This window comes from Devosia sp. LjRoot3, assembly GCF_964252865.1.
Lineage (GTDB): Bacteria > Pseudomonadota > Alphaproteobacteria > Rhizobiales > Devosiaceae > Devosia.
On record NZ_CAXUPK020000008.1, the window covers coordinates 1 to 19,638 of the forward strand.

General features: G+C 59.9%; 25 protein-coding genes. 18 read left to right on the plus strand and 7 right to left on the minus strand.

The window, feature by feature from the left end; genetic code table 11:
* Positions 1–583: 583 nt before the first annotated feature.
* Entirely contained in the window at positions 584–826 is a 243-nt protein-coding gene (locus ACSQ2A_RS21565; RefSeq protein WP_436073904.1) for a DUF6894 family protein, read from the minus strand.
* An 82-nt stretch (positions 827–908) separates the two neighbouring features.
* Complete coding sequence (locus ACSQ2A_RS21570; protein WP_436073905.1) at positions 909–1,148, minus strand: hypothetical protein; 240 nt, start codon at positions 1,146–1,148, stop codon at positions 909–911.
* A gap of 82 nt (positions 1,149–1,230) precedes the next feature.
* Between ACSQ2A_RS21570 and ACSQ2A_RS21575 the strand changes: the two genes are divergently transcribed.
* The 4 genes from ACSQ2A_RS21575 to ACSQ2A_RS21590 all read left to right on the plus strand — a co-directional run bounded on the left by ACSQ2A_RS21575 (position 1,231) and on the right by ACSQ2A_RS21590 (position 2,860).
* Entirely contained in the window at positions 1,231–1,539 is a 309-nt protein-coding gene (locus ACSQ2A_RS21575) for a glycoside hydrolase family 108 protein (protein WP_436073906.1), read from the plus strand.
* Between the two features lie 12 nt (positions 1,540–1,551).
* Positions 1,552–2,115 carry a hypothetical protein gene (locus tag ACSQ2A_RS21580; RefSeq protein ID WP_436074032.1) on the plus strand — a complete coding sequence of 188 codons (564 nt, stop codon included), beginning with the start codon at positions 1,552–1,554 and terminating at the stop codon, positions 2,113–2,115.
* Positions 2,106–2,351: a hypothetical protein gene (locus tag ACSQ2A_RS21585; protein ID WP_436073907.1), complete on the plus strand. Its 246-nt coding sequence runs from the start codon at positions 2,106–2,108 to the stop codon at positions 2,349–2,351. Before ACSQ2A_RS21580 ends, ACSQ2A_RS21585 begins: the two co-directional genes overlap by 10 nt.
* A 125-nt stretch (positions 2,352–2,476) precedes the next feature.
* Positions 2,477–2,860 (plus strand): hypothetical protein, encoded by a 384-nt coding sequence (locus ACSQ2A_RS21590; RefSeq protein WP_436073908.1) that lies wholly within the window; start codon positions 2,477–2,479, stop codon positions 2,858–2,860.
* On the opposite strand, the gene ACSQ2A_RS21595 is transcribed toward ACSQ2A_RS21590, so the two are convergent.
* On the minus strand, positions 2,861–3,235 hold the full coding sequence (locus tag ACSQ2A_RS21595; protein WP_436073909.1) for a hypothetical protein: 375 nt from the start codon (positions 3,233–3,235) through the stop codon (positions 2,861–2,863).
* 641 nt (positions 3,236–3,876) lie between these two features.
* Between ACSQ2A_RS21595 and ACSQ2A_RS21600 the strand changes: the two genes are divergently transcribed.
* The 3 genes from ACSQ2A_RS21600 to ACSQ2A_RS21610 all read left to right on the plus strand — a co-directional run bounded on the left by ACSQ2A_RS21600 (position 3,877) and on the right by ACSQ2A_RS21610 (position 5,017).
* Positions 3,877–4,113: a hypothetical protein gene (locus ACSQ2A_RS21600; protein ID WP_436073910.1), complete on the plus strand. Its 237-nt coding sequence runs from the start codon at positions 3,877–3,879 to the stop codon at positions 4,111–4,113.
* A 114-nt stretch (positions 4,114–4,227) separates the two neighbouring features.
* Positions 4,228–4,644 carry an ATP-dependent DNA ligase gene (locus tag ACSQ2A_RS21605; protein WP_436073911.1) on the plus strand — a complete coding sequence of 139 codons (417 nt, stop codon included), beginning with the start codon at positions 4,228–4,230 and terminating at the stop codon, positions 4,642–4,644.
* Positions 4,604–5,017, plus strand: a complete 414-nt coding sequence (locus ACSQ2A_RS21610; protein ID WP_436073912.1) for a hypothetical protein — start codon at positions 4,604–4,606, stop codon at positions 5,015–5,017. The genes ACSQ2A_RS21605 and ACSQ2A_RS21610 overlap by 41 nt, the downstream gene beginning before the upstream one ends.
* Positions 5,018–5,353: 336 nt before the next feature.
* Here the strand turns inward: ACSQ2A_RS21610 and ACSQ2A_RS21615 are convergent, their stop codons facing one another.
* Positions 5,354–5,641, minus strand: coding sequence for a hypothetical protein (locus ACSQ2A_RS21615; RefSeq protein ID WP_436073913.1), 288 nt, complete (start codon positions 5,639–5,641; stop codon positions 5,354–5,356).
* A 76-nt stretch (positions 5,642–5,717) separates the two neighbouring features.
* On the opposite strand from ACSQ2A_RS21615, the gene ACSQ2A_RS21620 reads away from it, so the two are divergent.
* From ACSQ2A_RS21620 to ACSQ2A_RS21640, 5 genes are all read left to right on the plus strand, one after another.
* Positions 5,718–6,107, plus strand: coding sequence for a hypothetical protein (locus tag ACSQ2A_RS21620; protein ID WP_436073914.1), 390 nt, complete (start codon positions 5,718–5,720; stop codon positions 6,105–6,107).
* 1 nt (position 6,108) lies between these two features.
* A complete protein-coding gene (locus tag ACSQ2A_RS21625; RefSeq protein ID WP_436073915.1) occupies positions 6,109–6,306 on the plus strand; it encodes a hypothetical protein in 198 nt (65 codons plus the stop codon).
* A 487-nt stretch (positions 6,307–6,793) separates the two neighbouring features.
* Positions 6,794–7,096 (plus strand): HU family DNA-binding protein, encoded by a 303-nt coding sequence (locus tag ACSQ2A_RS21630; RefSeq protein WP_436073916.1) that lies wholly within the window; start codon positions 6,794–6,796, stop codon positions 7,094–7,096.
* A gap of 304 nt (positions 7,097–7,400) precedes the next feature.
* Positions 7,401–7,895, plus strand: coding sequence for a fasciclin domain-containing protein (locus ACSQ2A_RS21635; RefSeq protein ID WP_436073917.1), 495 nt, complete (start codon positions 7,401–7,403; stop codon positions 7,893–7,895).
* 223 nt (positions 7,896–8,118) lie between these two features.
* The gene (locus ACSQ2A_RS21640) at positions 8,119–8,268 is read left to right on the plus strand and encodes a hypothetical protein (protein ID WP_436073918.1); all 150 of its coding nucleotides are present in this window, start codon (positions 8,119–8,121) and stop codon (positions 8,266–8,268) included.
* Between the two features lie 302 nt (positions 8,269–8,570).
* Here ACSQ2A_RS21640 and ACSQ2A_RS21645 read toward each other — a convergent pair whose 3' ends face one another.
* The gene (locus tag ACSQ2A_RS21645) at positions 8,571–9,386 is read right to left on the minus strand and encodes a helix-turn-helix domain-containing protein (RefSeq protein ID WP_436073919.1); all 816 of its coding nucleotides are present in this window, start codon (positions 9,384–9,386) and stop codon (positions 8,571–8,573) included.
* A 196-nt stretch (positions 9,387–9,582) separates the two neighbouring features.
* On the opposite strand from ACSQ2A_RS21645, the gene dctP reads away from it, so the two are divergent.
* Genes dctP through ACSQ2A_RS21675 form a run of 6 tightly spaced genes read left to right on the plus strand, consistent with a single transcriptional unit; the run spans position 9,583 to position 15,487 of the window.
* Complete coding sequence (gene dctP, locus ACSQ2A_RS21650) at positions 9,583–10,599, plus strand: TRAP transporter substrate-binding protein DctP (protein ID WP_436073920.1); 1,017 nt, start codon at positions 9,583–9,585, stop codon at positions 10,597–10,599.
* 8 nt (positions 10,600–10,607) lie between these two features.
* On the plus strand, positions 10,608–11,084 hold the full coding sequence (locus ACSQ2A_RS21655; RefSeq protein ID WP_436073921.1) for a TRAP transporter small permease: 477 nt from the start codon (positions 10,608–10,610) through the stop codon (positions 11,082–11,084).
* Complete coding sequence (locus ACSQ2A_RS21660; RefSeq protein ID WP_436073922.1) at positions 11,081–12,373, plus strand: TRAP transporter large permease; 1,293 nt, start codon at positions 11,081–11,083, stop codon at positions 12,371–12,373. The genes ACSQ2A_RS21655 and ACSQ2A_RS21660 overlap by 4 nt, the downstream gene beginning before the upstream one ends.
* A complete protein-coding gene (locus tag ACSQ2A_RS21665) occupies positions 12,370–13,485 on the plus strand; it encodes an L-tyrosine/L-tryptophan isonitrile synthase family protein (protein ID WP_436073923.1) in 1,116 nt (371 codons plus the stop codon). Before ACSQ2A_RS21660 ends, ACSQ2A_RS21665 begins: the two co-directional genes overlap by 4 nt.
* A 1-nt stretch (position 13,486) precedes the next feature.
* Positions 13,487–14,338 carry an ROK family protein gene (locus ACSQ2A_RS21670; RefSeq protein WP_436073924.1) on the plus strand — a complete coding sequence of 284 codons (852 nt, stop codon included), beginning with the start codon at positions 13,487–13,489 and terminating at the stop codon, positions 14,336–14,338.
* A 36-nt stretch (positions 14,339–14,374) separates the two neighbouring features.
* On the plus strand, positions 14,375–15,487 hold the full coding sequence (locus ACSQ2A_RS21675) for an L-tyrosine/L-tryptophan isonitrile synthase family protein (RefSeq protein WP_436073925.1): 1,113 nt from the start codon (positions 14,375–14,377) through the stop codon (positions 15,485–15,487).
* Positions 15,488–15,771: 284 nt separating this feature from the next.
* Here ACSQ2A_RS21675 and ACSQ2A_RS21680 read toward each other — a convergent pair whose 3' ends face one another.
* Together ACSQ2A_RS21680 and ACSQ2A_RS21685 are read right to left on the minus strand one after the other, a co-directional pair.
* Positions 15,772–16,404, minus strand: a complete 633-nt coding sequence (locus ACSQ2A_RS21680; RefSeq protein ID WP_436073926.1) for a tyrosine-type recombinase/integrase — start codon at positions 16,402–16,404, stop codon at positions 15,772–15,774.
* Positions 16,405–16,852: 448 nt separating this feature from the next.
* Complete coding sequence (locus ACSQ2A_RS21685; protein WP_436073927.1) at positions 16,853–19,630, minus strand: AI-2E family transporter; 2,778 nt, start codon at positions 19,628–19,630, stop codon at positions 16,853–16,855.
* Between the last annotated feature and the right edge of the window lie 8 nt (positions 19,631–19,638).

Here is a 19,638-nt window from a genome sequence, read left to right on the forward strand (position 1 = left end):
GTCGGCCAGTTGAACGACAGTGGGAATGCGGTTCCGTGCCGCGATAGAAAATTGGCCCCGACTGTTCGCGCAGCCGGGGCCAGCAACACCACACGATCGGGGTCAGGTCGTGGGGCCTGTCCAACGGCCAACTAGGGTGATAGTTCCGTGGGGCGTCCTGGCTTGTATCTAGGAGTGTTTTGTAGAAGCCATTCGAGCAGAAGTGCCTGAACCGTGTCCTCAGCGGGGCCAGCGCCTTTCACTGCCGTGTAAAGCCGACCTTCGATACTTGCCTGAATGATGTCCTGTTCCAGAAAATATGACGCGGTGTAGGTCTGTCCCTCGAACTCTACCTCAACGGTTAGAACTTGGGATTGAATGTCCATCGCTACCTGCTCTTGACGGAATATTGCTTCGTCTAAAGGTGCCGTGAACTGGTCGGGCCGCCTGGCGAAAAAGCGCCCCGGACTTTGCCGGGGCGAGTGTCAGAGCTTCGTCTGTCCATAGATGTCGAAGGCCCTGAGCGGTTAGAGGCCCAGAAGATATCAAGAGCCCCGCTCGGCATCATTTAAATAGATTAATCGGCCGCCGCTCTTTGCGGTCTTCAGTCCAACTTGTCGGATTGGATCAGCGCGGCGTCTCGCCGGCCAATCTCGCTGCCGGCTTCGTCCCGGACAACGACCTGCACCATGAACTCCGGGTGCCGCGGCGCCTCCTCTAGCAGAACGCTCATCACCGTCTTGGACGCGGCATCTAAAGCCTGCTGCGGGCCATCAAGTTCGACGACGACAATGTCGCGTAAGACAGTGCCATCCACCTCTACCACATCGAAAAAATACATTGGCATGACCGCACCTCCTAAGCGCAAACGATGCGTTCAGGCCGATGTTCCGTACGCTGTCTTCACAAGTTACCGGAGGCGCAGTCAATCACCGAGGCGGCGGTGCAGCTTCCACCTCTTCCCACAGCGGTCGATAGAGCCGGACCATGCTCGTCTGACCGTCCTGAACCCAATAGACGCGGCAGAACAGGCGGGTTTTGTTTTGACCGCCACGAATTCCTTTTTCACCCAATGCCAACATCGCGGCCTCTTCAGGCGAACGGGCATCAACGATGTGCTCAGGCTCGATAACGCCTGAGCGCAAATCGATGACGCGAAACTTACCCAAGGGCGATTCCTCCAATTTGGAGGGCGAGCCTTAGCAGCTCGCGCCACTTCCACTCTTTCACTTTGCAACTCAGGAGGCCGATATGGCCAATGGACGCGGCTTTGACCGCGCGCTTCCGCACATCCTCATTCACGAGGGTGGCAGGGTCAATCATCCCAAGGATCCGGGCGGCCGCACCAACCAGGGCATCACCCAGCGCGTCTATAATGCCTGGCGCGCGAAATCGAACCTGCCGGCGCGCGACGTCTACCTGATCGACGACGCCGAAGTCGCCGCAATCTACCGGTTCCAGTATTGGGAAGTGGTGCACGGAGACGTGCTGCCTGAGGGTGTCGGCTACGTCGTTTTCGATGGCGCCGTGAACTCGGGGCCGAAGCAGGCGATCAGGTAGCTGCAGCGTGCCCTGGGCTCGCTCTATGCCGGCACCGTTGATGGTGTCATTGGCGCCTTGACGCTCCAGGCCGTCGCCGCCGTCAACGATATGGATGCCCTGATCGGTCGCATAATCGATCGCCGCGAAGGCTTCCTCAAGGCGCTCAAGACCTGGCCGACCTTTGGCCGCGGCTGGTCGCGCCGCATCGCTCAGGTCAAGGCGACACGGCAGGCGTGGGCAACTGGCTCGGTCGGTCCGGAGCCCACCTTCGTCGGCGGCAATGAGAAGGGCACGATCGAGGACGCCCGCAAAGCCCCCGGCAAGGGTGTGGCCGACGCGGCGACTGGCGGCGGCATCGGCGCTGGCGGCATCGGCGGCGTCATCAACCAGGCTCAGGAGCAGCTCACGCCGTATTCCTCGGCCGGCGGCTGGATTGAGAAGGTTGTGGTCGGGCTCATCATCCTCGGCACCGTGCTGACCATCAGTGGCTTCGCCTATCGCTGGTATGCCAACCGGCAGAAGGCCAAGCTCGATGATGCCCTCGATCCTGATCCGGTGGCAGCATTATCGACTGGATCATTTCATTGGCAGTGACCGCTGTAGTGGCCATCTGGCGCTTCTTCGGTTGGCAGGGCGCCTTGGCTGCGGCGGCGGCCTTTCTCGCCGCCCTGAGCTACGGCAAGGGCCGCGCTGAAGGCGAAGCAATCATAGAAGCAGAGCAGAAGGAGAAGCGCGATGCGCTCCAAGCTGAATACGATCGGATCGACGCTGGGCCTGTTGATCCTGGCGGGGCTTACGACCGGCTGCGCGACAGGTCGCGTGGTCGGTAGCTGCCCTGTGTTGCCTCCGCCGCCTTCGGTCGCCTCTGGCGATAGCGCTGTAGACGCTTGGGTCGATGATCTCGACCGGCACTATCAGAAACTCGACGCCTGCCGTCGCGCATAAGGACTGAACAATGACGGCATCGCCTGAAGACGACACGCTGGGCCGTAAGCGCATGAAACTCGGCAAGCGCGTAGAGCTGCTCGAGCGCGACCGCGCCCAGCAGTCCCGCGTGCTCACCGCCATCGTCGATGCTGGCAAAACCTTCACCCCGGAGCAGATCGCTCAGCTCAGGGCGGTGATGCGGGAAGTGTTCGCCGGCGCGGGTCTTCGTCTCGATGATGCCGAGAACCAGGACGAGGCGCGAGAAGATTTCCGTTTCCTGCGCAAGCTTCGGCTGACATGGGATGGGTCGACAAAGAAGGTCGGCACTGCCGTGCTCACCGCGATTATCGGCGTGGCGCTGATTATTCTCGGCTCAGGCTTCTGGCAGTGGATCAATAGCGCCGGGAAATAGTTAGGACCGAAGACTTCCGGTTACGACGGACATCAATGCACCAACGAGATCTGCACCTGCAGCGGGCTTATCCAGAGATACGGCAACTAAATAGGATCGCTCGCTGCCCTCGCTCGCCGAGCCGCTATAGACAATGAATGGAATTGACCTCGCTTTTAAAAGCTCGGCAATTCCAGCGGTGCTGCCGTCTAGCACCTCAATGTCTAGGATCACGGCATCGGGCCGGCTGGATTCGATCGCCATGAACGCATCCGAACGTGTTGCGACGTGAATCACGCGCTTCACTCCAGCTTCTAGTAAGGTGGTTTCGACATCTAGCGCGATCAAAACTTCGTCCTCGACGTGCAGGACGTTATTGATGTGTGAAAGCTGCATAAGCAGGGTCCTTTGTTGGCGCAAACGCCTCCAGGTTGGGAGCGTTTCTCCGAACAAGAACAGCCGATGTTCAGGTTGAACGTGTGCAGCGACCTTGCGCAGGCCGTGTGGACATCATGGGTGACGGCGGCCAACCGCGCTACTAACTATGACATGTCAACGCAAGGTGCGGTGAAATGCTTCCCAGTCGGAGGCTAACATACGGCGATCGCGGCTGGAGGAAGTGCCCCCCAATACCGATTGCATCAGAGATTCTTACGGTGCTCGGTGTACCAAACAAATCCGAGGCAAATTCTCGACGTATCGACGATGAGGATCTGAGCGAACTAATGTCCAAAGAACCACAGCAGCGAGATTGGCACCCGACATTTTTTTGGCTCGTCGCCATGGCGTTAGTCATTGCCTGGTGGCTGCCGTGGTCGGCTTCGCTATCGCCGCCGAGGGCATTTGGGATAGGCTTGACTAGCAAAGGTTTGCCAATCTTAACGGAGCTAGCTTTTCGCGCGACGCATCAACTGCGGCGGAAAGTGATCGCGATTAGTAAACTTGTACGCTTCGCATGAACGAGTTCGACGCCCTGCCTTGCTAGCCTCGCCTGCATGGAAACATCTAGTCCCATTGATTGCAGGCTGCAGAAATCGGTGATGCTGCTTCGCGGTTGGCGTTGGATGTCGCTGGTTTCGACGCAAAGAGAAGAGGCCATCAGCATCTTAGCAAAAGAGGCTAAGTTTCTCGTGCAGCTGGGCCCGAAGGCGCCAGAGCATGCCAAACAGATCGGCAAGCTGATCGTCGCCTATCAGCGCCTCATCGCAGCAATGAAAGAAGGTCGCGCGTCGCAAGGCGCGATGGACGGAACCGATTCGCCGGCGCATCATTGAGTCCGCCATGAACCAGAGCACGCCATTGCGGCGCTGACGCCGTCACCCAGCACGAAGCGGAAATCCCGCAAGGACTCTGAATCTACCCTAATCATCCCCACGTTCATCCCGGCCATGCAGCCAACGCTGGTGGACGATCCGCCGGCTGGCAACCGTTGGCTGCACGAGATCAAATACGACGGCTATCGAACGCAACTGGCGATCGGCGGCGGGCAGGTAAAGGCTTTCACCCGCAATGGCCACGACTGGACCAATAGGTATCTCGGAATTGTGGGAGCTGCTGCCGGCATAGACTGTGCGTCGGCGCTGATCGATGGCGAAGTGTGCGTCCAGAATGAGGACGGGGTTACCGACTTCGGCTATCTGCAATCGGCCATGATCAAAGAGCCGTGGAAGCTCGTTTTCATCGCCTTCGATCTGCTGCACCTCAACGGCGTCGACCCTTCGGAGGAAGCCGCTCGAAGAGCGCCGCGCTCATCTCCGCTGGATCTTGGAAGGAAGCAGCACCAAACACATCCTCATCTCGAATGAGTACGATGGCGAAGGCGCGGACTTCTTCAAGCTGGCCGATCAGATGGGCCTTGAGGGTATTGTCTCGAAACGGAAGGGCAGCACCTACACGTCAGGGCCAACCCAGTCCTGGCTAAAGACCAAGTGCTGGCACACTGATACCTTCGACGTGACCGGCGTCGATAAGGGCAGCGACGGCATTCCGTATGCGCTCTCTTGGCCGACGAGGCTGGCTACCGCGGCGCGGCCTTCATTTCCCTCCCGGCATCGCTCCGGCAGGTCTTCTGGCGCTATGTGGAGGGCAGGGGTGTGGCGAAGGCCCCGATCCTCGGCACCGGCCGGAACAAAGCCACATGGATCAGTCCTGGCCTGCGCGCCACGGTGCGCCACCTGAAAGGCAGCGACAAGCTCCGGCGATCGAGGTCGACAAGGGGTAGTCATCCTCGGTTGGCATGCCGAGAGCGCCCCACTTCGGATCCCAAAGCTGGCTGCTCTCGATGTCGATGAAGACATCTTCGTGGCCGTACCTGTGTGCCCAACGGTTGGCCACGCGGAGTGCCTTGCGGACGGGATGACCACCACGAGCGCGAAGGGCAGCAGTTCGTCCACGAGCAACAAATAGTTGGCGCTAGGGATGCGCCTGGGCTCCGGCTCGGGTGGCTTCCAGTCTACGGGCCTGCCTCGGTTGAGCCGGATATTCAGCGCCTCGATTTCGGCCTCAGCATTGTCCTCAATGAGGCCCATAAGAGACCACGGCCTCCATCTCTTGCTGCTTTAACGCCGCCTGGATACGCGGATCGTCGCGCTTCACCTCGGCAAAACTCGCCAGTGTTTCAGAAATCTGTGCGGCGTCTTCTTGTGTGAGTGAGGTGTCGCAGCGCAACCCGTCCTTCGTGACCATTGTCAGCACTGCACGCAGCGGACGGACACTAGTTACGGTCAGCCGGTAGGCTTGCACCGGATGCGCCAGAGTGCCCCGATGATCATCATAAAGAGTGGTGTCAAAATCCTCGGCCATTCTGTTCTCCTATTGACTCTGTGACCTCTCAAGAACCAGAACATAATGAGAACAAAAAAAAGACCAAGAGTCAATGATGGACGTGCCGGCTCGGCTGAAATGGAGGAAGGAAAAGGACCGGTATGCTGCCTATCCAACGGCCACTGACCGTGAGGAGCGGTATGCAGAAATCCGACTCTACAACTCCGGCTGGAACACCGACAGCATGCCCCACAAGCGGTTCGAGAATTGGCTATGGCGGGTCAATTGGGAAGGCTGGTTCGTCGAGCATGGCTACTGGGACAGCAAGCAAGGCGCAGCGGACAAGGCGACTGAGGCTTGGCGGAGGTGCGTGCAGACGGACATTCCGCGCGACGTGGACATGGAAGTCGCCATGATCTTCGCCAGGGCCTTGGTCATGCCGATGCCGAACAGCCTTTGCCGAGGACGCCAAATTTCTTCAGAAGGTGAATTGGCACCTGCATGAGGTGTATCGCGCGGAAATTGCGGCCGGCGTTCCTGCGCTCAAGAATATGAGCGAGCAGCTTTCTGCTGAGCTGTTTCGCCGTCGCGAGGCTGGCGAATACAAGGAGCCGGAACCCGTTCAGCCAAGCCCGACGTTTCGCGATGCGGAGCGCCAAATGCTGGCTTCGGTCGATCGCGCGCCGACGGCAGCGGCGCCCTGATAGTCAATCGCTAGATCCTCTCACTTGAGGTGAGCCAACACTTTCATCACACTGGCCACGAAGGAACGGCTTCGGCGACCACGAAGAACGCATAGTAGGCCGCCCAGCCGATCAAAATTGCCAAGATGACAATGACCAGTACGGCGAGTAACTACGCCCTTGGAATCGGACGGATCAGGATAAAGTTGCTGGGCGCGACTTGCCACGGACCTCACCTTTGGATGAATCAAACACCTTTTCACATGGCCCTCCCAAACTTCCGAAATTTGGGGGCTGCAGGCCTGTAGCGTGATCCTGTCCTGGTCGCGACCGCCGCGCTCCTTATTGTTGAGGGCACCTACCGCACAATGCTCTTGGAATGAGTGTGCGAAGAAGCAACCGTGGGACGTCCGATATCGGCAAGTCAGGCGGTCTCTAGGTGTCAGCGTTCTGTCAGCTTCAGGTTGATATCGTCCATTCGTCGCAACATGTATCCAAGGACATACCCGTGACGACTTTGACGCGGTCTATTATCGCTTCGAGAGTAGCCGAGGAGACTGGCATCTGGCGATCCGACGTGGACCTGGTCAGCCGTAGAATGCTTGCGTTGATCGGTGCGGCGCTGGGGCGAGGGGAGACAGTGAAACTCTCCGGGTTCGCCACTTTCGGGTTCAGGTCTCGTGCCGAGCGGCCGGGTCGCAACCCACATACAGGTGAAATGTACCCTATCAAGGCACGTCGTGTAGTACATTTGGTGCCAGGTGGGAGGCTTCAACAAAAATTTTCCAATCGAGCTGCTGTAGACACCTAACGCGTTAGGCATTTAGGTTTCGCGGTCCCCGCGAAAAAAGGCCCCCTTGTAATCTCGCTCTTGGCAGACAGGAATTGCACCCGCAGTTGCGGGTAGGACATCATCGCGGACCGGTCTGCGACTCCCGAAATCGTAGCTGGCGATGGCTGTGGTTGTGTCTGCGAACCCACGACGAAGTCTCGCTACGACCGCGACGGCGCTCTGGATTTCTCAAGAATTGTTTATCAGGACACGAAATCCGGCCCTTGGAGCTTCGCGTAATTCCAGCATCCGACAAGCAGTCGGCACACTGAGGAGTACCAACATGAAGTTCGTTAAGTCTCTCGCCGTGGCAAGCATGCTGGCATTCGCCCCGATTTCGGTTACGGGCGCCTACGCTGCAAATGTCGTTGAAACTGCCCAGACAGCAGGCACTTTCGGAACGCTGCTTGCGGCAGCCGAAGCAGCCGGCTTGGCTGAAGCGTTGGCCACCACGGACAACATCACTGTGTTCGCGCCTACGGACGATGCTTTCGCGGCCCTGCCGGCTGGGACTGTCGAAGATCTTTTGAGGCCAGAGAACAAGGACAAGCTTGCCGCAATTCTTCAGCTCCATGTGCTGGGAGCAAAAGTCATGGCCGGTGATATTACTGAAGGGTCCACTCAAGTGGATACACTCAACCCAAATGCGAAGCTGACAGTAGCCAAGGACGCAACCGGTGTATCCGTGTCTGCCTCGAATTCCGCGAAGGTCGTGACAGCGGACGTGGCTGCGGACAACGGCGTCATTCACGTTATTGACGCGGTGCTCTTGCCCTAACCCGAGCTGTGGAATTTGAAGATGGGCCGGTAGTGTGCCGGTCCATCTATCAAGCGGCTTCAGGGCCCTTTGAATGAAAATGTCCAAAACTGCCGCGTTCTTGGAGGCCTGCTTAGCGATCCGGTAGCTAAACCGAGCACTTTCGTTCTGTTTGCCTGTGAAAAAAGCAACGGCTAGGCCCAGCCTGATCAAACGCAGTGCGAAAATCACCGCTGCGGTCGACATGAATTTTGGTCGCTCTTATGGGCAGATGCTGGCGTTCAAGCATTGCGTCGAGCCCGGGATTGGATCGGGCAAGGTCGAGGTTGCGCTTGAACTCGATGCCGATCGGTTCGGGGCGATTTTCCTCGAGGCTGTGCAGGCGGCAGATTAGTTTTTCTAAGCGCGTGCGAGGATGGCTACTCCCGCTCCAAGTCCGGAATCCTCGCATGCGGCCTCAAGTTTGCGGGAGCTGCAGCATCCATGATGGAAAATCTGATCCAGCCCTTTGTTGCCGTCGTCCGGGCACAACGTCTCGCGCAATAATCAACGACGCGGTTCCGGTGGCAGTCGACCCGCTCCCAGCGTTAGATTTTCAGAGCAGACGTGCCGCTTTGGGGAATTCGTTACAGTAGGCTGAACGGCCGAAATGGGGCGCGTTGCAGATGACACTGGCCGAGTCTCATTGGCGGTGTCCTACCGGCTCAGGCGCTGGTAGTCCTTAGGTGTCATGCCGATAGTCCGGCGGAACTCGCGGCTCATGTGGCTCTGGTCGCTGAAGCCGGCCATGGCCGAGGCAGAGGCCAGATCGAGGCCGTCGCGGATGCCACGCTGGGCCCGGGCTACCATCAGCTGGATGCGCAGGCGTCGGGGCTGCATGCCGGAGGTTCGCTGGCACAGGCGGGCGAACTGAAAGCGCGTCAATCCCGCCTCCTCCGCAAGCGCCGAAACGGTGGCGCTGCCCATGTCGGCGTCCTCGGCCTCGCTGAGTCGGAGCAGATCGTTGATCGTGGCTTCATCGGCGTCGGTCGTGTCAATCGGTCTCGCAACGACATGGCCCCGCAACCTGCAGAGGTCGATCAGCGACCTTATATCGCCAGCGGAGATGGAATCGGCATCGGCGTGTAACTGGGCGCGCAGTCCCAGGAGATAGTGAAAGACCAGTTGATCCTGATTGACGGGGATAGCGAAGCCCCAGGCCGGTCCCTCGGCGGCGACACCTTCATCCCAGAAGCGGTGTCCGACATGGAGCACGAAATAGGTGTTGGACGGGGCGGACCAGCCACTGGCATGCGGCTGATAGGCATTGAGCATGACGACCGAGCCCGGCAACTGGTCGTAGGAGGTGCCGTCAACCGAAACATGGGCGTGGCCGTCGATCATGGCGCCGATGTTGAAGGTGGCGTGGCAGTGCAGGAAGCCCGCTTCGGGCCCCGAAACCAGTTCGAAGGCATCAATCCAGTCGCCGATCCGCCAGTGCCGCACACCATGCCGCATGAGGCAAAAACTCACTCGCAAAAATTCAAAACAGCCTAGCGGCCGGAGGTCGTGCGCATTGGAAACACCCGGAGTGCCGGGGTGTCAAGCTGCGTGACCCACTGTCACGTCCCGTTCACAAACATTCAATCCAGCGCCCACGCGCTCGGCTAGCGTTAGGGTCATGGTGGGTGTCGCTGGGAACCGCTCCCGCCGTTCAAGAGAGGAAGATATGACCAATAAGACCCTTATTTCCGCGGCTGCGGTGGCGCTTTGTGTCGCCATGCCGGCTGCCGTCCTTGCGCAGGACAATACCTGCGGCACCGACCTGGGCAGCGAAGCCTATTTCCGCATTTCGCACCAGAATTCGCCGACCAGCCCGATCCATCCGCGGCTTGAGGAAATCGTCGCCTCAGTGACGGATGCTACCGGTGGCAAGCTGCGACTCGAACTCTTCCCGTCGGGACAGTTGGGCGGTCCCGTCCAGGCGCTCGAACAGGCCTCGCTGGGCGAAAACATCATTTTCTACACCCAGACTGGCAATCTCGCGACGGCGGGCGTCCCCGACTTTTCGATCTTCAATGGTCCCTTTCTGACGCCTTCGCTGGAAGCGGCAGAAAAGCTCGCCGGCTCCGAGCTGATGAACGAGCTGTCCGAAACGCTGGCCGAGAAATCGGACCTGCGGCTGCTCGCCATCAACTGGTTCGACTCGCCGCGCGTCTTCCTTGGCCAGCGCGGCTATCCAGAGCCGAGCGACCTGGTCGGCGTGAAGCTGCGCTCGCCGGAGGCACCGGCCTACATGCGAACCTTCGAGCTGCTCGGTTCGCTGCCCATCGCCCTGCCGTTCTCCGAACTCTACCTTGCCCTGCAGCAGGGTGTGGTCGAGGCCGTCGAAGGCGGCTTGGATGGCATGGCCGATGCCAACCTGATGGAAGTGGCCACCACGGTGACCAATACCGAGCACTTCCGGCTGTTCTATGGCTTTGCCATGAACGAGGGACAGTTCCTTGGTCTGCCCGAATCCTGCCAGCAGCTGCTGGTGAGCGAATTCCAGCAGAAGGGTGCCGAATATTCGCTCAGCATGAACGACATCACCGCAAATCGCGAGACCGCATTGCGCGAGGCCGGGGTGACCTTCGTCGACGCTAACCAGGACGCATATCGCGAGGCGACCGCCGAGTTCTACAACATGTTCCCCGAATGGTCCGACGGTCTCTACGATCGCGCCATCGCGGCAATGCAGGACTAGTGGCGGCCATGCTGCGTGTATTGGATCGCCTTTGGGCGATCATCGATGACACCTTGCCCGGTCTGCTGATCGGGCTGGTGACAGCGATGATTTCCACTGACATCGTGCTGCGGAATTTCTTCCGCAGCACGATCCCGGACGGGGTGGAAATAGCCACCTATGCCTTTGTCTGGATGATCTTCCTGGGCGCGGCAGGGGCCTCGCGCACGGGCTCGCATTTCCAGGTCGACTTCATCGACCGCATCGCAGCACGCGGGCCCCGCATAGCGGCGCGCCTCATCGTCGAGGCCTTCTGCTTCGCCGTCGCGGCGATCATGGCGGTCTATTCCTGGCAATACACCATGCGCAGCTGGACCCGCGTCTCCGAGGGCCTCGAGATGCCGCTGGGCTATTTCTACATGATCTTCCCCATCAGCTTTGGTCTCATGGCGCTCGCCCATGTGCGGCGGAGCATTGGCGTTCTCACCGGAAGGCGCGAACCATGAGCCTGTTCCTCATTTTCGATCTCATCGGCATGATGCTGCTGATGGTCCTGGGCGTGCCGGTAATCTACGCCGTACTGGGCGCCGCACTCATCTATTTCCTGGGTCATGCCGAGCTCTCGACGCTGGTGATGATGCAGCAGGTGCAGACCGCGCTGCGGTCATTCCCGCTGCTCGCCATTCCGTTCTTCATCCTGGCCGGCACTGTCATGGCGCGCGGCGGCATTGCCGACAAGATCATGTCCTTTGCCTATGTGCTGGTGGGGCATTGGCGGGGTGGGCTTGCCCAGGTGGGCGTGCTCAATAGTCTCGTCATGGGCAGCATGTCCGGTTCGGCAGTTGCCGACGCCGCGGTGGATTCACGCATTCTCGTGCCACAGATGCGCAAGCGCGGCTATTCCCTCGGATTTTCCGCAGCCATTGCCGCGGCCTCCTCGGTCATCGCACCGATCCTGCCGCCCTCGACCTCATTGATCCTCTATGGCCTGCTCGGCCAAGTGTCGGTGGCAGCCCTGTTTTTGGGCGGTGTGGTGCCGGCGTTGGTCATCGCCCTATCGCTTATGGCGCTTGTTGCTGTTATCTCGCGGGTGCGCGCCTATGGTTCGATGCGGGAGCGCAAGACCACCTGGACCGAAAAAGGCCGTGCCTTCATCGACTGTTTCTGGGCGCTGATGATGCCGGTCATCCTGGTCGGCGGCATTCGCACGGGGCTCTTCACCATCACTGAGCTGGCTGCGATGGCAGCGATCTACACCCTGCTGGTGAGCATGTTCATTTATCGCACCATGTCGCTGGCGGACCTCTGGGACGTGCTCAAGGACACCGCCAAGACCAGCGCTACCGTGCTGATCATCATCGGGGCATCGGGCGCTTTTTCCTACATCTTCGCCATCGAACAGGTGCCGCTCAATATCATCACCTGGCTCAGCACGGTGAGCGATAGCCCCACGGTGATCCTGATGATCGTGTGCCTCGGCCTGACCCTGCTCGGCATGGTCATCGAGGGCGCCGCGGTCATGATCATCGGAGCTCCGATCCTGGTCGGCATCGCCACCCATTTCGGTATCGACCCAGTTCATATGGGTGTGCTGGTGGTGGTCACGCTAACATTTTCGACCCTGACGCCGCCCGTCGGCATCGTGATGTTCACGGTGTGCTCGATGACGGGGTGCCGGATCGAGACATTCCTCAAGGAGATGCTGCCCTTCTACGCGGTGCTCTTCTCGATTCTCGCGCTGCTGGTGATCTTCCCGCAGCTGGTTACCACCCTTCCGACCTGGCTAGGCAGATGAACGAAAAGACCAGTCCCTATATCTATCCCTTCCGTCCCTTCCTGCATCTCGATATTGCTGAGGAAAACGCACGCTTTTCCGAGCCGCAGACACTGCCTGTCGAGGGCTATTCCGGTTGGCTCGAACGCTTCGCGCCAGAAATCGCCGTCACGCCGGCTGCAACGATCGAGGAAACCATCTTCTCGATCTTTGCCGACGATGCGGTGCGCTTCGGCGAACGAACCTTCGTGACCGATCTTCAGGCTCACTGGATCGAGCGTATCGCGCGCTTCACAACCCAGGGCCGGATGCTCGAGATGACCATCCTGGGCTTTCCCTACAAGATGCCGGTGCCGCTCAAGACCAACCGGAAGCTGGCCGACTTCGGCGAAGTGGTGTCGCTGGCCCGGCTCAACCAGATCGGTTGCGCCATTGCCCGCGTCTATGCGCCGGGTGCAAAATCGCATGTCTTCACCGAAGGCCCGTTCGGTGCCTTCAACGGCGTCAGCCGCGCCGACTCCGATGCCTATTTCGCCTCGCTCGAGAACCTCCTGGTGCGGTTTGGTCTCAACCAGCACGTGGCGCTGCATGACCTCAACGCGGTGGTGGATGCCAATCCCGATTTCGCCGGTGTCTGGGCGGAGACGGCCAAGGATATCGAAAGGCGCCGCGATGCCGGCGACCAGAAAGTGCTCGACGCCATCCGGGATGCTCTTCCGGTGCGTTTTCACAACCTGGCCAATCCCGGCGTCGCAGATCTCGATCTGGCCCGGGCCTATCGCCGCGACCCGGCCGCGCAGGAGCTGATCAACAGCATCCAGCGGCGGGCCGAAAGTGGCGTCGTCACCTATCGTGCCTTTCTTGAGGCGCGCGACCGGGTGCAATTGCTCGAGCGCGTGGCGCCGGAAGCTCTGGCCATGACCGTGTCGCCGCGGCCCGGCCGGCTCGGCGTACGCTCCCTGCCGCCCCCTGCGCAGATCCTGCCCTATCATGGTGTCACCGTCATCGCCCGCGACGGGCAGGGGATGGATATCAGTTATCTCTGGGACCTGCGTCGTAGCAGCAAGAGCTATACGCCGCTAAGTCTCGATGGCGACACCGATCCGGCGCCCTTCGCCTATATCGAGAGCTGAAATGGCTGGAACGACCATTGCATTCGATCTGGGTGGCACCAAGATCGACATCTGTCGCATGCGCCCGGACGGCAGTTTCGTCTTCCGTGACCGGGTGGCGACGGCGAGCCTCGGACCGGGTCGACCGGAATTCCTCGGCGCCGCCTTCGATCTCTTCGAGCGCTATGTCGAGGCGGAGGACAGCAAGATCGGGCTGAGCTGGAATGCGCCGGTGCACGAGGCGCGCCTGACGCAAAGCTCGCTGCTCGGCGGCCGTATCGAGGTCGATCTGGGCGACATGCTGCAGCGGCGTTTCGACCGGTCCTACCAGGTCGAAAGCGATGTGCAGGCCATGGCGCTGGGCGAATATCGCTTCGGACAGGGCCATGGTGCCGCGCCGCTGGTCGTCGTCAACCTGGGGTCAGGATCGGGCTTTGCCTATCACGACGGCAGCGTGATGCGCGGCTGTCGCGGTGGGGCAGGGCTCATCAGCCAGGAGCGCTTCTTCGTGGAAGAATTGGGCGACTGGCTGATTATGGATCACCTGCTCTCGGGCCGGGGCGTTGCCCTGATCTACGAGCGGCTGTCGGGCCAGACGCGCACGCCGGTGGACGTCAGCGGCCTGGTTGGCAACGACGCCGCCGCCGCAGAGACATTCGCCATCATCGGGAAGTATCTCGGCCGACTCCTCGTCATGCTGGCGCGTCACTTCAATCCCAGGACCTTCGTGCTTTGCGGGTCGGTCGCGCAGGCGGCCACCCATTTCATCGAACTGACCCGTGCCTATGTGCACGAACATGCCGAACCCGCCTGCCAGCCCGATGCCATCGTGGTTTCGCAGCTTGAGGCCGCGGCCTGCCGGGGCCTGGTCTAGGTCCTACAATCAATCCACATAAAGAGAGCCTTTCCGATGTCTGAAAAGACCAGCGCCTATGTTTTTCCCTTCAAGCCCTTCGCTTCGCTGAGCGAAACCAAGGAGACCAGCACCTTCCTGCCGGGCCGCACTGTCGAGGCGGACTATTTCGCACCCATGATCGAGGCCGTTGCGCCCAAGCTCCAGCTTCCCGCAACGGGGCCGCTTTCCGAGCGGCTGCTGCAGTTCTTCGCAGATCCGGCGGTCTGCTTCGGCGATCCGGACTGGATCCTGCAGCTGGGCCCACACTGGAAGGAGCAGTTTGCCTATTTCATCGATCGCAACGAGCCGATCGGCTTCACCATTCTGGGCTTTCCCTTCAAGGCGCCCGTGCCGCTCAAGACCAATCGCAAACTGCCCGATTTCGGCGAGGTGGCGATGCTGGCGCGGCTACACCAGATCGGCGCGGCCATTGCCGAGGCTTATGAGCCGGGCGCCATGATCCATGTGTTTGCCGAGGGCTCTTTCCACGAAATGAACGGCATGCCGCGCGCCGATGCCGACGCCTATTTCGTCGCTCTTGAGGAAACGGCTGCGCGGTTTGGATACGATAGCTATGTCAAGCTGCACGACACCAGCACGATCGCCGACGAGGTAAATGGCTTCCATGCGCTTTGGGACGAAGTTGCCGCGGATATCAAGGCCCGTCGCGACAGCGGAGATGCCACGACCGTCGATGCGCTGACCGCTGCCTACCCTGTGACCTTCCATCTCAATGACGTGACTGCCGAAAGCCCAGAGGCCATTCGCCTGGCTTATCTCAACGATCCCGCCGGCGCCGCCTTGCGCCAGAAGCTCGACGGGCGGTCGGCCGAAGGCGTAGTGCGCTATCGCGCATTCCTCGAAGCCCGCGACCGGATCCAGTTGCTCGAGCGCTATGCACCCGAGGCGGTGGCTCTGACTGTTTCGCCCCGTCCAGGCCGTATTGGCGTACGTCCGCTGCCTCTTCCTGCCGATGTCCTGCCTTACCACGGCGTACCTGTCTGGAACGGCAAAGAGGGGACATTGTCGATCGTCTATATCTGGGACCTTCGCAGGCAGGGCCTGGAGGTTTCTCCTGTTCACCTCAACGAGGATCCGGACGGCACTCCATATCTCTATGAGGTATGATCTCGGGGTTTCCGTCCTTCAGTTCTAAATAGTGGATCTCGGTGTCGGTCAGCGCAGATGCGCGACGACCGACACCAATGGGCCAAACAGCCTCCCGGAAGGGCGTGCAGGCGCCCATCGCACAGAAGCGCACTCATCCGACGAAATCTTGAAACTCGATTATGTGGTGGATAGATGCCCAGCAGTTGCGTCCGCTTTTCAGAATATACCCACACCATCCGCGCGGCCGGAATGGGGCGCTTCACCGACGGCCTTTAGGTGACCGTCGGTGACGACATTGAGAGCTATATTTCCGTTGCCTCGGAAAGCGATAGGGCGTCGTCGACGTCTACGCCGAGGTAGCGAACTGTGTTCTCGATCTTGCTGTGCCCGAGCAGGATTTGAATAGCCCGCAGATTGCCCGTGGCCTTGTAGATAAGGGACGCCTTCGTTCGACGCAGAGAATGGGTGCCGTATTCCTCTGGCGTAAGACCGATGGCTGTCCCCCACTCGTCGACGAGTCTTGCATACTGTCGCGTGCTGAGGTGGTCGTTGGGATGAACGCGGCTGGGGAATGCGAAATCATCGACGCTGCCACCTCGGCGTTCGAGCCAGGCGAGCAGGCTGGCCCTCGTATCGGCGGTGATCTCGAACTGAACTGGTCTTCCCGTCTTCTGCTGGATTACCATTGATCGAGATCGAATGGTCGGTCCCGCCACAAGCGTGCCGATCTTGATTTTCACCAAGTCACAGCCTCGAAGTTTGCTGTCGAGCGCGAGGTCGAACAGGGCTCGATCTCGCATTCGACCTTCCCGATCAAGAAAGAAGCGGATTGACCAAATCTGTCTGATCTTCAAAGCACGTTTGGCGCCGACCTGCCTACCGGCGTTCCAAGCTGGTCTCCCTGCAGCGGCAGGGTCGTACTGTGAGATACCCATCACATTTCTCCATTGGCCGAAGCGGCCGTGGTAGAAATGATTGTGGCAGGGTCTCAGCTGGCGGGTGCCGACCCATTGCAGGCTTTAGATCCGAGGATGACAGCTCGAAAGCCGCCAAGTTGCGACGGGGGTACTGCTTAACAGCACCGTTTCGGCGTGCGTTTGCAAATGCGCAGGGCTTGTTGGGGGGAAAGGGACCTACGCCATGGTATGGCGCCGGCCTGAATGGGGCGCTTCACGGACGCCATTGAGATGGCCGCTGACGAGGAGGCTCAGAGCCCGATTGCCTCGTCCTCCGACGGTGATAGAGCACCGTCAACGACCAGGCCCAGGGTATCTTATCGTGTTCTCGATTTTGCCCTGACCCGGCAGGACTATATGGCTCGCAGGTTGCCTCGACTTCTTGTGCAATTTGCCAGCACTAAAGTGAGCGCAGCACGTTGGTCGGTTAGGATGGCGTTGTAACAACTCGGTGGTCTCGCACGTCTGCAAAGGGTCGCCCGGCAAGCGCGTTACGCGCGGACGTCGTTCCGAATTTTGACACAAGCTCATTTGCGGCGGTCATTAGCGCTTGAACATCCGACTGAGAGAACTGATGAGGTTCGTAGTCGATCAGGCAAAGCACAGCCGGGCAAGTTCCGTCGGGTAGAGTCAGCGGGGCTCCAGCATAGAGATCGATACCATTGGTCTGGAGATAAGCGTTGTCGCCTACCAGCGCGTTTGGCTGGTCTGACCGTATCACTAGGGGTTGATTGCCTTCCGCGACGATCAAGGTAAGCCTCGCCGCTTCCTCATCCTCGAGGTGGCGATGGTCATCGACCAGATTGATGATGGCGGCGGGGACCTTGAACCGTTCGGCGATGGCATCAAGCGCGCGCCCAAGTGCATCGCTTCCGCGACCGCCGCCGGAAAATGGATTGACCGTGGGTTGGCCGTCTGTGGTGTGCTTGGTGCTCGTGTCCTGGGTCGCTATTTCGGCGGCGGTCGGAAAGTCGTGAGCGACGTAGTCGATATGCAGCGTCTCCGCAGTTTCGTGATTTGCTCGCTCGTTCAGGATACAGGCGACGATGCGGACGTCGGGTGCCATGCGGCGTACTCGGCGGGCGACGTATCGACACTGCGCTCTGAGGTCATCACCGATGAAGACCAGAACCAAGACCTCGACACTAGTCAGGTCCAGCCGGCCTATTGCTTCCTGTCGGATCGCACCGGGGGGCAAGACATCGACGGGGGCGCCCGCCTCGGAAATCGCGGCCCCAAGCAATTGCGCTGCTGCTTCATCGATCTCGCTGCGACCGCCGATCAGCAAAACGGACGCAGCTTCCGACCACCTCGGAGCTAGGGTACCATCAAGCACTGTCTCGAACGACCGCATCAGTTGGCGTCGCTGAGGCACAGCCTCCGGACCTGTCTGGAGTTCGGCATTGGCCATCCGCAATGCGGGAAGCATGAGTTCACTGATGAACTGCCGTTTTCCGAATTCTTCCACGTGGTCCTCGCTGATCTCGATGGCATCCTCGCTGTCCCCGTTTAGCATCCGTTGGTAGAGGCGCTCAGCGGGTGCCAGGACTGGCGCACTCCCGAGCAGCGTTTCGAGAAACTGAAATTGCGGCAGGTGCCGGCCAATCACCACCAGGCATACGGTCATCGGCGTCGAAAGGATAAGACCCACCGGCCCCCAAAGGGTTGCCCAGAACATCGCCGAAAGCAGGATAGCGAGAGGGGACACACCAGTGCTCGATCCATAGAGCCGCGGCTCGATGACATTGGCGGTCGTGAGGTCGAGTACCAGAAACAGTCCCAGGGACATCAGAAACATATTCCAGCCCGGATCGACCGCGAAGGCCAATGTGAAGGGAACCACGGCGATGATGAGGGCGCCGACAAAGGGAATATAGCGGAACAGAACAATAAGCATTCCCCACAGGGCGGCACTTGGCACGCCGATGAGCCAAAGGCCCACACCGAAAATGGCGCCATAGATCGTGTTCACCATCAACTGGACGATCAAGTATCTGCCTACGCGTTCGCTGGCGTCCGAGATTGCCAGATTGGTGAGTGAGTACTTCCCGGCACTGACGAGGCGTATGAATCGATCCTGCAGGTCGGAACGGCCGATCAGGAGGAAGATCAGGAATACGGAAACGATCGCGATAGTCGCAATTGGCCCAAGAACCGAGCCCATCACCGACGCCAAGAGGGTAAGGGGCCCAAGCTCGTTCGATATCGTTACGGGTATTGGCGCGTTCTCATAACTATTGTTCGAGCTTGACTCCATGGACTGGCCGAGGTTGGCAATCGTCGAATTAAGCTCATCGAGCCAGACAAAGCCGCCAAACTGGGTTTGCAACGCCTCGACCTTTGCCATGACGGTCTGCTGATAGCCCGGCAACTCGGCGGCGAGGTTGGCAATCTGCGATCCGGTGATCGCCGCGAAGCCGGCGAGCAGGATGAGCGCCAACGCCACCGCGACAATCACCGCTATGGGATCGGGCAGTCGCAACCGGCGATTGAGTACCGAAACGACTGGGTTGAGCGCGAAGGCCAAGAGGACGGCGAGCGTAAGGGGCACCAATATACCTGCCCCCAGATAGAGCAGTGCGGCAATAATCGCGAAGGTTGCGACGCTTTCGAACGCGGTGGGGCGACGGCGAAAAATGCTGTCCACGTTCAGTCTGTTGGACATCGTCGCCCCTTGCTCCCAGATGGAACCATCGATCCAGAGAAACTCCTGCCAACGTGCGCAGTTCCGGCTTTTGGGAGGACTTCTAGCGGTAGACGGCAAATTAAATGGGCCGGATCCGCCGGCTGTGCGTTGGAGAAACCACTCGTTGACTGTGCCCGCAACAGTTTGCTCGCTCCATCGCTGCCCAGCAGCGTGACGTGGACCGCCTCTGCGGCGCTTTGCTCGACCGTTTCGGTGCCTTCGAAAGTGGTGAACGTGGTGCTGGCGAAGCACAGGGGGCACCGCGTCGATCTTGAGGCCTTCTGCATCAAGATCAACGGTAAAAGCCAGGGGAATCGCATTGAGCGCGGTCTTCGAACGCCACAGGCGATTGGAGGTGCCGCCATAGGGGTTGGGCGTGGAGTTGAAGTTTAGGGCGCCAAGGCCGCTCGATACCTTGACGATACGCGCCGCGGTAGACTTGCGTAGCAGTGGCGCGAAGACTTGGGTTAACGACAGTACAGCCTGGCGCGTCGCTGCCGGGATGCGGCCGCCGCTCAAGCCGACGC